A 12,463-nucleotide genomic window follows, 5' to 3' on the forward strand; every position below is an offset into this window, starting at 1 on the left:
TTTTTTTGTTTCTATCTTGAATGCCGTTGCTTTTTGTTGTCAAGCACAGCAAGGTTTAGTTTGCCTGCGGGCACATAATCCCGCTTGTTTAAGTGCCATGCATATTCCTGCAGGTAGGCCTTCATACGGTTTATGGTATCGTCATCTTCAGCGGTAAGCGGCAGCTTCTTTTTGCATAACGGGTCTGTTTTATAGGCAAACTTGGCTATCACTTCCTTTTCATTAAAAAAGTAACAATATTTATCAGTGGTACAGTTGTACACCCCGTTAGCATGGTTCAGCGCAAAATGGTTCTTACCTGCTACCGGGTCAAAATGGTCTGTTCCAAAAGCAAAATACGGCTGGTTATAATCCAGCATGCCCAACAGCGTAGGCATAACATCTATGTGCTGTATAACGCGGTCGTCTTTACCCACAAATTTGCCGCCCGGCTTAAAGAACATTATGGGTATGCTGTATTCATAGGGCTGCTTGTTGAATTTTTTGCTATCGGCACCACTGTTATGGTCTGCCGTAATAACAAACAGCGTGTTGTTGTACCACGGTTCATTCTTAATACTGTTGAAAAACTCCTTTAGGGCATAATCACTGTATTTAATAACCTTGTGTATGGGCATGGTACCCTCGCTGAATTTGTTCTCCATCTCCTTTGGCAGCGCATACGGATGATGCGACGATAGCGAGAAATAAGTAGCAAAAAACGGCTTCCCTTTTTGGTGCATGGTGTTTAGCTTGCTGTGCACAAAAGGCATAAACTTGTGGTCCCAAATGCCCCATTTGCCATCAAAATCGGCGGTACCGTGTTCGGCTTCATATTCTTCACGCATGTAAAAATCATCAATACCTGCGGTTTTGCCAAACGATACAAACCCCATGGTTTCCCTTACCCCACCGTGAAAAAACGCAGTGCTGTAACCCATTTCTTCCATACAGGCAGGCAGGGCATGATATTGCGCCACGGCATTGGGCAGCGCCAAAAAGTGGTCTTTAAAAGAAGGTATACTTGCCCATATAGCCGGAAGCGCATCTACCGATCGGCGCCCGTTTTGGAAGGCGTTGGTAAACACATAGCTTTGACCTATAAGCGAATCTATAAACGGCGTATTGCTTTCCTGCCCGGGCTTAAACTGGTCGCTAAGGCCTTTTATGTGTGCTTTGCCAAAGCTCTCCAGGATAATAACCATTACGTTAGTATTACGGTCTATATCGTGGTTATTCCAGTCGGTGCAGGTGTGTGTGGTAGGCGCCATGTGGTGGGCTGCCTGGTCGTCAAAATAATGCTCACACGATATTTTTTTTGCGCGGCTAATGGTGCGCAGCAGGCAAAACGGGTTGCTGAGTATTACCGATGTATGTGTGGGGTTTGTGGTGTACAAAAAGGCATCGTTCATATTTATAGGATATGACGATGACGAGAACGTGGCACCCCTTACAAAAAACACCAGCACAATTGCAGCTACTGATAACGATGCCCAACCTATGGTGTAGTAACGCAGATTGGTTGCAGGCTGCCTGGCTTCTTTCTGCTTTATAGCTTTGTAGCCAAACCACAACAGCGCCAACAAAGCAAAATAAAACAGGAATCCGTACCAAAAGTCAGACACAAAATCGGCAAATATGCCGCCGTTTATTTCACTTAGCAGTATAAAATCACTCAGTACAATGCGCGCCTGCTTAAAGGGGAAATAAAAAATATCGGCTACATTTATGGCAAGCCCTAATGCATTAGGAATCATGAATGCCCAAAATGCGGCTTTTTGCCAATGCCTGCCCTCTGCCCTGCGGAGGGGTATGAGCGACAATGCAATAAAAAGGATATTGGAGTAAATTATTGAAACGGTATCAAACATAAAACTACCACGAATAAGGCTCCATGATGATGTATGTTCAAGAGGATCTATAAGGCTGTTGTTATAGTTGTAAAACACAATACGGCACAACATATAAGCAACATAAACAACCAGCAGGCGCAAAGCAATAACGCCCAGCCTGCTACTGAGCTGTAATTTCATTAGGTGGTGGCCAACAGCTTTTTAAACACAACTTTGCCATTAGCAGGGCAAAGATAATGGTTTTTTAATTTCAAATTAACAAATTGTTAACTTTAACCGGTTACCTGTAAGATACTAAGGTGCTACAAGTTTAAAACCAATACGCGGTATGTTTTCTATACGGATGCTCTCGTCTTCACGGAAAATTTTGCGCAGGCGCGATATAAACACATCCATACTGCGGCCCATAAAATAGTCATCTGTCCCCCACAGGGCGGTAAGCATTTTTTCGCGTTTTAGTATGGTATTTTTGTTGTCTATAAATAGCTTTAAGAGGGCAGCCTCCCGCTCGGTAAGCTGTATTTTTTCGTCGCCTTTAAACACGGCATAATTATCGGGGTCAAACGTAAAAGAACCTATACTGCACACAGTACTTTTAACCGATGGCAATTTCTGGCTGCGCTGTAAAAACACCTCAATTTTAAGGATAAGCTCTTCCATGCTGTAAGGCTTTACCACATAATCGTCGGCACCCAGCTTAAGGCCTTTTATACGGTCTTCTTTAAGCGTTTTAGCCGAAAGAAAAATAATGGGCACCTCTACATCGCGCTTCCTGATTTCTTCAGCCAGTTCAAAACCATCCATCTGCGGCAGCATAACATCCAGTATGCACAGGTCAAAATGCATGGTTTTAAACGCCTCAAGCGCATCGGCACCATTGGTAAAATGCACCACATCATAATGCTGCTCCAGGTTATCGGCGGTTAAAAATGCCAGGGTGCTGTCGTCTTCGGCATACAGTAGCTTTTTTTTCATGCAAGGCTGTGTTTGGGTATGGTTATACTTATGCTTAAGCCCTGCGGCTCATTATTTTTTACCGAAATTTTCCACCCGTGCAGGCTGCAGATTTTCTTTACATAAAACAGGCCAAGGCCAAAGCCCTCTACCTCTTTTTTGTTTTCGCGCGGCACACGGTAAAAACGGTCGAATATAAAATCAAGGTGCTCCAGCGGAATACCGGGCCCGTTATCAGTAAATTGCAGCACCAGCCCATTTTTATCAGGAACTACTGTAATGTTTATTTGGGGCGAAGCTCCGCCATATTTAACGGCGTTCTCTACAATGTTGTAGGCAATATTATAAAAGTGGAATTCATCGGCCACAATGTTGTACCCTTCATTACTGTCCTGAATACTAACCGTGGCATTTTCAAACTTAAGCTGCACATTTTCTTTAAGCAACTGAAGCGTATCGTTAAGGTTAAACTGTGTTTTGTGTAACGATACTATACCCTCTTCGGTTTTGGCAACGCTTAATATGCGTTCAATATGATGGTTGAGCTTGTTGCTTTGTTCTATAATTATCCCCAGGTACTTGCTCAGCTTGGGGTTAGCTTCTATAGCCTCCTGCTTGGCGGCATAGTTGGACGCAATGAGTATGGATGACAGCGGTGTTTTAAACTCATGCGTCATGTTATTAATGAAGTCTTTTTGCAACTCGGTATACTTTTTTTGCCTGAGCAGCAAAATAACCGAATAGGTATAAATAACCAGTACCAGCACCAGTATACCCGTATAAATCCAGTACAGTTGCAGGGAGCTGATGTATGCATGCACCATATCCGGGAAACGCACCGCAAAATAGTAAATAAGCCCCGGGCGCGTAGAAAAACAGTTTACACATTTAGGCCCATCGGGCTTGGGGCTGCCGTTTTGGGCTATGTATTCGCCATATACCATTGAGTTGCTGCCGCAGTCGTATATGGCATATTCATAATCCATATCAAGCTTAACCTTTTGCAACTCGTTTTTAAGGTAGTATTCTAATACATCCTGCTCAAAAACATCGTTAACGTTTACCACATAATAGTCTTCGGCTACCTTTTTAATGGGGCTTTCGGCAGGGAGCTCGCTGTGGTTATCGTTATAAATTTTGGTAACCACATCCTGTAGGGCAAAGTGTATTTTATCTGCCGTTTCCTTCTTCTCAAACGTGTAGGCACGGCTTAGCGTAACCAGCTGCATGGCAAGCACGCCCACAATGGCCACAAATCCTGTAAATACAATTATATTTAGCCTGTTTAGCTTCATTACTGCAAATGTATGCGATTATTTTTAACGCCGGCAACAGTATAAAAATGCTCTGTTGCAAGGCATTAACACCTCATTAACAAACAACATTATGCTGTTTAACACTATAAAACAAGCTAAGGCATTATATTTGCCCTACATAACACACCGAATTTAAAAGTAACTTACTGAATACAATTATGAAGACACTAAAAATTTCTCTGTTTGCCGCAGCACTTTTCTTTGCTGTTAACACATCTGCACAAGAAAGAAAAGCGGTTGCCGCACCGGCTGCTGCTGCCACTACTGCTGCTGTACAACAGCCATCTGGCATTAGCTTTAAAGAAGATACACACAACTTTGGCGATATTACTAAAGACAAACCGGTATCGCACGAGTTTACATTTAAAAACACATCAGACAAAACTATAGTTATTTCGGGCGTTAAGCCATCTTGCGGCTGTACAGCTACTAACTATACTAAAACCCCTATTAAACCGGGCGAGTCTGGAAGCGTAACGGCTACATATAATGCACACAACCCGGGTTCTTTTACTAAAACCCTTACCGTGAGCACTAACGATACTGAGGCTACCAAAACCCTTTACATAAAAGGTAAGGTAGTAGATGTTGCTGCACCTGCGCCTCAAAACTAAATTTTAAGGTATTAATTACGAAAAGGCATCTTGTAACCGCAGGATGCCTTTTTTAGTTTAACCAATAAAATTTGTGCCTGTGCATAATGGTTAGTATATTTGATGCGCAGGCTTTTGGCAAAAGCATTAACACATCATTAACAAGACTTTGAAGTCGCTTAACAAATTGCTGCGATTTACTAAATATATTTGCGAATAACAACCTACGTTAATCCGGTTATTAATAAACTAATTAAATTAATTATGAAAGCATTGAAAATTTCACTTTTTGCAGCGGTAGCCTTTTTTATCAGCGCCGGTGCTGTTGCCCAGGAAGCTACTGAGCAAAAACCTATGGGACTTACCTTTAAGGAAGACACTCACAGCTTTGGCGATATTGAGAAAGACAAACCGGTATCGTATGAGTTTACGTTTACCAACACGTCAGACCACGCCATTACCATTAACGGTGTAAAACCATCTTGCGGATGTACTGCCACAAACTATACTAAAACAGAGGTTAAACCGGGCGAAACAGGTACCGTTACCGCTACCTACAACGCACACAACCCGGGCCAGTTTACAAAAACACTTACCGTTAGCACTAACGATAACGCCCAGCCTAAAACACTTTATATTAAAGGTAAGGTAAACACCCCTGAAGGTTCTGCTGTACCGGCTGCCGTTGCTGCACCTACTGCTAAAAATGCAAAACCGGTAAACGTTAAGCCTGCAACTATTACACACACTGTAGCCAAAGGAGAAAGCCTTTCTCTGCTTGCCGGTAAATACTATGGCGACAATAAGAAATATGACATTATATACCAGGCTAACAGAGATATTATTTCTGATGCTAAGATTATTGAGCCGGGCCAGGTTATAAAAATCCCTGCTGCACCAGCAAAAGCGAAATAAAAAGCTACTGAGCTGCTGAGCCGCTTAGCTTCTAAGCAAAAAAAGAGCGCCGAACATAAATTTGTTTGGCGCTCTTTTTTATGTAATTATTAGAACTCTTAAATTGTTTCAGCTCTCTACAGCTTTCTTGCTAAGTAGCTCAGAAGCTTAGCAGCTAAGAGGCTTACTTCGCCACCTCCAGCGATACATCCATACTGCCGGAGTTTTTATTGTCTGAAATTTCCATGAAGGCTTTTTTGGTAAGGTCTATATCAAATCCACCTGAAAAAGGCCCGCGGTCGTTTATGGTTACAATAACCGATTTTCCGTTTGCCTTATTGGTAACCTTAACACGGGTACCAAAAGCAAGCTTTTTATGCGCGGCGGTATATTTGCTGTTGCTAAAGGTTTCGCCGTTTGCGGTTTTATTGCCGTTGTACTTATCGGCATAATAACACGCCTTGGCCGATTTAGAATAGCTTGTAAAACCTTTCGAACCTGATGAGCCAATGTGGTTTGCACTGCCACAGCCTATAGCTATGGTTAAAAGGCACATTGCTAAAATGCGTTTTGCCATACTTATGCTTTCTCTATAATTTCGATTTTGCATTTAAAGCTCCCACTGCCTTTAGGGGCAATTTCCTGAAATGCTTTTTTGGTAAGGTCTATTTCCAGTTTTTTACTAAAGGGGCCACGGTCGTTAACTTTAACATCTACAAACTTGCCTGTTTTAGGGTTTGTAACGCGCACCATGGTGCCAAAAGGCAGTTTCATGTGGGCAGCAGTATATTTACTGTTATGAAACTTTTCGCCACTACTTGTTTTACGTCCGTTAAACTTATCGGCATAATAAGTAGCCATTACATCTTCTTTATAAAGTGTAAGCTTAGGGTCTTCAGCCTCGTTTGTTTCGGTAGAATCTTTAGCAATAGCTAAAGGTGCTTTGGCAATTTTTACCGGGGCAACACTGCCGGTTGTAAATCCTGTTATAATACATAACAAAACTGCGGTACTGAAAACCATAATACTATTCTTCATAATATATTTTTTTAAGTCCATACTTATTTACAAAGAGCATGCCACCCAAGAACAAAGGCTTACGAAAAGCCTTTACAATTACCTCTTAGTTAAACCATTGGCTATATGGTATACGGCTCAGCAACAATACTAAACCTATAAGGTAAAAAATGGCAATGCTTTTAAATTTGCGCTCGCTTTCGCCGGCCCTTTTGTGCTTAGACCACCCTATTGTTATAAGAACAATAGCTATTAAATTGATAACTGGGTGCTCTACCATAAAAAGCCTAAGTGTACTGTCTTTCATTACAGCGCCCATGCCACCCGCTTTGGCAGCTTTAAAATAAGGCCCTGTAAAAAGCGTTAGCAAGCCCAACACAAACTGTACATGGCTAAAGATTAGTGCAATCATGGCAATTTGCCTGTCGCGGTGAATAAACGGCCTTTTAGCCGAAAGCCCCACGAATGAATTTAAAATGGCAAGAAGTAAAAATACCAATACTCCGTAAGCCCAATAAGAATGCAGATCTAAAACCGCCTCGTACATAGTTTTTGTTTTGTTGGAAGGCAAATATAAGGATGTATGTACAAAAAAACGCACTAATAAAATGTTAGTGCGTTCTTTATATTCATTCCAGATAACTGATTTTCAATATTTGATTGGCAATAAATAGGGTTTTGCCAATGTTCCTGCAAAAGATTTAAACAGATATCTATTTTTTAGCAAACAAATGTAAGAATGTTTCAAAAACAAAATCTTATTAACAATTACTCTACCGCAGGAGTATTAAGCATGGCCCAAAGCTTGTCTTTAAGCTCGGTCAAGCCCTGTTGCGCTACCGATGATATAAATAAATAAGGAGTGCCGTTAAACTGCTTATCCAGTTCCGCTTTCATTTCTACCTTAAGTTCATCATCAAGCATATCGGTTTTAGATATGGCAATAATCCTGTCTTTATCCAGCAGTTCAGGGTTGTAGCGGCGCAGCTCATCAATTAATATATCATACTGTTCCTTAATATCATCGGCATCCGCCGGAATAAGAAACAGCAGTGTACTGTTACGTTCTATATGGCGCAAAAAGTAGTGTCCAAGCCCCTTGCCTTCTGCCGCACCCTCTATAATACCGGGAATATCGGCAATTACAAAACTCTGGAAATCACGGTAAGCCACAATACCCAGGTTGGGCTTAAGCGTAGTAAACGGATAGTCGGCAATTTTTGGCTTAGCCGAAGTAAGTACACTTAATAAGGTACTTTTACCTGCGTTAGGGAAGCCCACAAGGCCCACATCGGCCAGAACCTTAAGTTCCAGCAGCACGTCGCGCTCTTCAATAGGCATACCCGGCTGGGAATAGCGTGGGGTTTGGTTTGTAGACGTACGGAAATGCCAGTTACCCAGGCCACCTTTACCACCCTTAACCAGTATTTCTTTCTGGCCGTGCTCTGTAATTTCAAAAATTACCTCGCCGGTTTCGTGGTCTTTAACCACAGTACCCAGCGGCACTTCTATAAATTTATCTTCACCATCAGCCCCGGTACTGCGCGAGCTACCGCCATCGCCACCGTGGCCTGCCTTAATATGGCGTGCAAACTTAAGGTGAAAAAGCGTCCACAGGCTTTTATTACCCACAAGGAACACGTGGCCTCCGCGGCCGCCATCGCCACCATCGGGGCCACCTTTTTCAATAAACTTTTCCCTGTGCAGGTGTGTAGACCCCTTACCCCCTTTTCCTGAGGACACATATATCTTTACATAATCTACAAAATTTCCTTCTGTCATTGCTTTAGGTTCAAAGTTTAAAGTGTGCAAAAGTACGCCTTTTTATTTAAAGTAAAGGCACTCAGCACACTTGAGTTTTAAGGTTGTTTTTAAGCAGCACATCTGCACGCCTCATCTATGCAATATCAAGCATTTTTAGTAGGTTTTTACCAACACATCTATAGTAAATCTATACAAAAAATTAGGCTTGCCAACTCATACCCAGTAAATTTGTATAATACAAGATGGAAGCTAACCATCTTTTCATTTCGAATTTATCCCCTAAAGAATACCGTTTATACTCCCTGCTTCTCCCCCATAGAGCAGGGATTTTTTTTATATATTGCGCCCTGATTAACACTTTATTATAAATGTCCCTGCACAGTAAAACTACCAGACTTTATTTTTATGTGCTTTTTATGTTTATCCAGGCCGCTTTTGCCCAGCAAAACGGATGGCTTAAATATGAATATGCCACAGCCGAACAGACACAAAAAGCGCTGTCTGAACAAAAATCACAAAACGCTTTTGCACTAAACCTTAAAGGTATTTACCTTGAGCAAACCGGTAAACCAGAAGAAGCCGTAGCCGCCTACAGCAATGCGCTTGACAAAGCCGAAGGCAATACAACCATTGCCATACTGCTAAACCGCGCCCTTTCTTACAACCGTACAGGCAATTTGGGCGGTGCACTCGACGACTGCAACAAGGCTCTAAAACTTAATACTGCAAAAAATCCGCTTTATGAGGCTACAGCATGGCGCATTATGGGTAACGCCTACCTGTATAAAGACGACACCGAAAAAGCAATAAGTTTACTTCAGAAGGCAATTTCGGGTTACGAAAAATACAATAATGTTTTATTTGCCGCAGAAACCAAGGGCGAACTGGCTAATGTATACCTTATGTCTAACAACTATGAGGTAGCAGCAGAATTGTACAAAAATTATCTTGACAAGGCCGAAAACAAACAAAGCCGCCCGTATATTTCTACACTGCTTAATTATACCGAGTGCCTTATCGAGCTAAATAAAGGCGAGGAAGCCCGTGAACTGCTTTTAAAACACCTGCCCGATGCAGAGGCTTCTGCTGACAGGGAAATTGCCGGTGCGTTTTATTCGCGCCTGGGCAATGTAGAAAAAAGCACAGGCAATAAAGCCGCAGCACTGGGCTATTATGAAAAGGCCTGCAACATATTTTTTGAAATGCAGTCCAAACACCTTATCCTTATATTAAGCGATTACATTAAGCTTATAAACAACCCTGCCGATTATGGCAAGGCAGTTATATTGTGCCAAAAGTTTAAGCAGTCGCCCATGTATAAACGCAGCTTTACACAGGCGCGCTTTGAATATGAGCGTGCCGCTGCCGAACTGTTTAAAAAAGCAGGCCTGCAAAACGAGGCTTATGCTGCACTGGCAACATCTTTAGAGTTATGCGACTCTTTGCGCCAGGTTAATAATGGCCAGGATATGTATGGTGCGCTGGCAAAATACCGCACACAGGTTGAAGAAGAAAAAAACAAGAGCCTGAAAAAGGAAATGGATGACGACAAGAAGATAAACGCCCTTATCTGGATTCTTGTAGCCTTTTTTGCCGTTGGCAAGGTATTCTTATTCCGCAGTATATGGCTTAAGAATAAACTGAGCAAGCAAAAGCTAAAAACCATTGAAGCGCAGGCAGCACTGCTTACCGAACAGGAAGAGCTGGTGCGCCAAAAGGCCGAAAGCCAAAAAACAATGATTGAGGAAAAGGAGCGGGAAATGATTTCTATATCGCTTAAAATGGCTAAGTATAATGATAGCCTTCAAAATATTGTGGCACAGGTAGACCAAAAGAAAATTACATCATTAACCGAATGTAAAAATGAAATAAACAAGGTTATTGCCGAAGACGGTTTCTGGGATTATTTTGACCTGCGCTTTACACAGCTGCACCCTGATTTTAAAGTACGCCTGTCAGACCAGTATCCATCGCTTTCTAAAAGCGAGGTTGATTTCTGTTCGTTACTAAGGCTAAACCTGAGTAATAAAGAAATAGGCTCATTACTGTACATTTCTTACGAGAGCGTGATTTCTAAACGTTACCGTATCCGTAAAAAAATGGAACTTAACGAAGAGGACGATCTTAATGCCGTTCTTGAAAACCTGGGCTAACTGACCAATTGCGTTGGTCATTTAAAATCCATATACACACCACAAAGCAGGTAATTTTACACTATAAATTACCTGCTTTTATGTTTTATAAAGTTACTACCCTTTGTGTTGCTACATTTTGCTTGTTCTCTTTTGCCGCCACTGCGCAAATCACCTTACCTAAACGCACCCTTGTGGGTGTAAGCAAAACCAGCCGCACATTATCTATAGTAGACCCACAAACATTGCAGGTACTGGCAACCGTTCCTGTAGGCCCTAACCCGCATGAAGTAGTGATATCGCCCGATGGCAAAACCGCCTATGTATCTAACCCGGGCAACAGCGACCTGCACGAAATAAACGTGGTTGACCTGGTTAACCAAAAAGCTTTGCCCAACATAGATACCACCCAGTTTTTAGGGCCGCACGGCATGGTGCTGCGCGATGGTAAACTATGGTTTACCGCACAGGGCAGCAAAGCCGTGGCACGCTATGATATTGCCACCCAAAAAACAGACTGGGCCATGGGCACCGGGCAGGACGTTACCCATCTTATACAGCTTTCGGCAGATGGTAAGGTATTTTACACCACCAATGTACAATCAGGCACGGTGAGTATTTTTGAGAATAAACTGCTTGAGCCTACCCTTCCGCCAACAGGTAAATTACCGCCCGGCGCAAAACCGCACTGGGACTGGGTACAAACACTAATCAACGTAGGCATAGGCGCTGAAGGTTTTGATGTAACCCCTAATGGTAACGAATTGTGGACGGTTACACCTGCCGGAGTAATTTCTATTGTAGACATTGCTGCTAAGAAAGTGAGCACTACAATCGATTCAAAAATTGACGGCGCCCACCGCCTGAAGTTTACACCCGATGGCAAATATGCCGCCGTAGTGAGCGTAAAAACCGGCGCGCTGGTGTTTTTTGATACCCAAACCCGCAAAGAAGCCCGCCGCCTTACTACCGGGCAGGGAGCAGGGTTGCTAATGGACTCTGTAAACAACAGGCTGTTTGTGTCGTGCTCGCCCAATGACTATATAAGTGTTATAGACCTCAACACATTTACCGAAGTTGGAAAATTAAACATTGGCGGCAGGCCCGATGGTTTAGAATGGGCGGTGCAGCAGTAGATTAGGGAGGCCGCTAATATTGTTGTAACTTTACCTTTCACAAATAAGAAGAAACAACAAAGGCTGCAGCCGAAGAATTATGAAGATTATCCCCCTACAATATGGTGTGTTCCGCGTGAGTAAAGAGAAGGTTTTTACCCCGAAAAACACCCCCATGCAACCCGGCGAAAAAGGCTACCTGACTATGGCCATTTGTCCGTTTTTAATTGACCTGCCCACTGGCCTTATGCTTATTGATGCCGGGCTGGACATTATGAAAAACGGTAAACCGGTTATTATCAAACTGATTGAAGAGGCGGGCTACAACCCATCTGACATTAAAACCATACTGCTGAGCCACCTGCACAAAGACCATATAGACGGGCTGGGCTATTTTGATGGCGATAACTTCATTCAGAATTTCCCAAACGCCGAAATATGGTACCAGCAACGTGAAATGGAATATGCGCTTACGCAAAAGGAAAGCCATTCGTTTGACATAAACGTGCTGAAGCAACTGGAAAGCCTCCCCAATATAAAGCTGATGGATGAAGATACCGGCCGTTTTAACGAATACATTACCTGGGAGGTTACCGGCGGGCACTCGCCCTACCACCAGGTGTTTTGGATTAAAGACAACTCCACAACAGCCTTTTATGGTGCCGACAACCTGCCGCAGCGTGCGTACCTTAAATTCCACATTGCGTATAAAACCGATTATAACGGCAAAAAAGCCATGGAAGACCGCGTAAAATGGGAACAACAGGCTAAAGATGAAAACTGGCAGGTGCTGCTGTATCATGACACACACAGCATCATCAACCTGAACCAATAAAAAACGTCCCG

Annotated in this window: 12 protein-coding genes; 5 read left to right on the plus strand and 7 right to left on the minus strand. The window is 42.8% G+C overall.

The window, feature by feature from the left end:
- Nucleotides 1-11: 11 nt before the first annotated feature.
- The 3 genes from AM279_RS10810 to AM279_RS10820 form a co-directional block, all read right to left on the minus strand.
- Entirely contained in the window at nucleotides 12-2,012 is a 2,001-nt protein-coding gene (locus tag AM279_RS10810; protein WP_054408006.1) for an LTA synthase family protein, read from the minus strand.
- 114 nt (nucleotides 2,013-2,126) lie between these two features.
- Nucleotides 2,127-2,807 (minus strand): response regulator transcription factor, encoded by a 681-nt coding sequence (locus tag AM279_RS10815; RefSeq protein WP_054408008.1) that lies wholly within the window; start codon nucleotides 2,805-2,807, stop codon nucleotides 2,127-2,129.
- Nucleotides 2,804-4,081: a sensor histidine kinase gene (locus AM279_RS10820; protein ID WP_054408009.1), complete on the minus strand. Its 1,278-nt coding sequence runs from the start codon at nucleotides 4,079-4,081 to the stop codon at nucleotides 2,804-2,806. Before AM279_RS10820 ends, AM279_RS10815 begins: the two co-directional genes overlap by 4 nt.
- A 179-nt stretch (nucleotides 4,082-4,260) precedes the next feature.
- On the opposite strand from AM279_RS10820, the gene AM279_RS10825 reads away from it, so the two are divergent.
- Both AM279_RS10825 and AM279_RS20635 read left to right on the plus strand, forming a co-directional pair.
- Nucleotides 4,261-4,716 (plus strand): DUF1573 domain-containing protein, encoded by a 456-nt coding sequence (locus AM279_RS10825; protein ID WP_054408011.1) that lies wholly within the window; start codon nucleotides 4,261-4,263, stop codon nucleotides 4,714-4,716.
- Between the two features lie 243 nt (nucleotides 4,717-4,959).
- On the plus strand, nucleotides 4,960-5,610 hold the full coding sequence (locus tag AM279_RS20635; protein WP_074961358.1) for a DUF1573 domain-containing protein: 651 nt from the start codon (nucleotides 4,960-4,962) through the stop codon (nucleotides 5,608-5,610).
- Between the two features lie 163 nt (nucleotides 5,611-5,773).
- Here AM279_RS20635 and AM279_RS10835 read toward each other — a convergent pair whose 3' ends face one another.
- From AM279_RS10835 to obgE, 4 genes are all read right to left on the minus strand, one after another.
- Nucleotides 5,774-6,166, minus strand: a complete 393-nt coding sequence (locus AM279_RS10835; protein ID WP_054408013.1) for a septal ring lytic transglycosylase RlpA family protein — start codon at nucleotides 6,164-6,166, stop codon at nucleotides 5,774-5,776.
- A gap of 2 nt (nucleotides 6,167-6,168) precedes the next feature.
- A complete protein-coding gene (locus AM279_RS10840; RefSeq protein WP_074961375.1) occupies nucleotides 6,169-6,627 on the minus strand; it encodes a septal ring lytic transglycosylase RlpA family protein in 459 nt (152 codons plus the stop codon).
- 85 nt (nucleotides 6,628-6,712) lie between these two features.
- A complete protein-coding gene (locus AM279_RS10845; protein ID WP_054408016.1) occupies nucleotides 6,713-7,153 on the minus strand; it encodes a hypothetical protein in 441 nt (146 codons plus the stop codon).
- Between the two features lie 221 nt (nucleotides 7,154-7,374).
- Entirely contained in the window at nucleotides 7,375-8,388 is a 1,014-nt protein-coding gene (obgE, locus tag AM279_RS10850; protein ID WP_054408018.1) for a GTPase ObgE, read from the minus strand.
- 398 nt (nucleotides 8,389-8,786) lie between these two features.
- Between obgE and AM279_RS10855 the strand changes: the two genes are divergently transcribed.
- From AM279_RS10855 to AM279_RS10865, 3 genes are all read left to right on the plus strand, one after another.
- Nucleotides 8,787-10,523, plus strand: coding sequence for a tetratricopeptide repeat protein (locus tag AM279_RS10855; protein WP_160316444.1), 1,737 nt, complete (start codon nucleotides 8,787-8,789; stop codon nucleotides 10,521-10,523).
- 80 nt (nucleotides 10,524-10,603) lie between these two features.
- The gene (locus AM279_RS10860) at nucleotides 10,604-11,638 is read left to right on the plus strand and encodes a YncE family protein (RefSeq protein ID WP_054408022.1); all 1,035 of its coding nucleotides are present in this window, start codon (nucleotides 10,604-10,606) and stop codon (nucleotides 11,636-11,638) included.
- 79 nt (nucleotides 11,639-11,717) lie between these two features.
- A complete protein-coding gene (locus AM279_RS10865) occupies nucleotides 11,718-12,452 on the plus strand; it encodes an MBL fold metallo-hydrolase (RefSeq protein ID WP_054408023.1) in 735 nt (244 codons plus the stop codon).
- The last annotated feature ends 11 nt before the right edge of the window (nucleotides 12,453-12,463 follow it).

The sequence above is a fragment of the Flavobacterium akiainvivens genome, from assembly GCF_001278115.1.
Lineage (GTDB): Bacteria > Bacteroidota > Bacteroidia > Flavobacteriales > Flavobacteriaceae > Flavobacterium > Flavobacterium akiainvivens.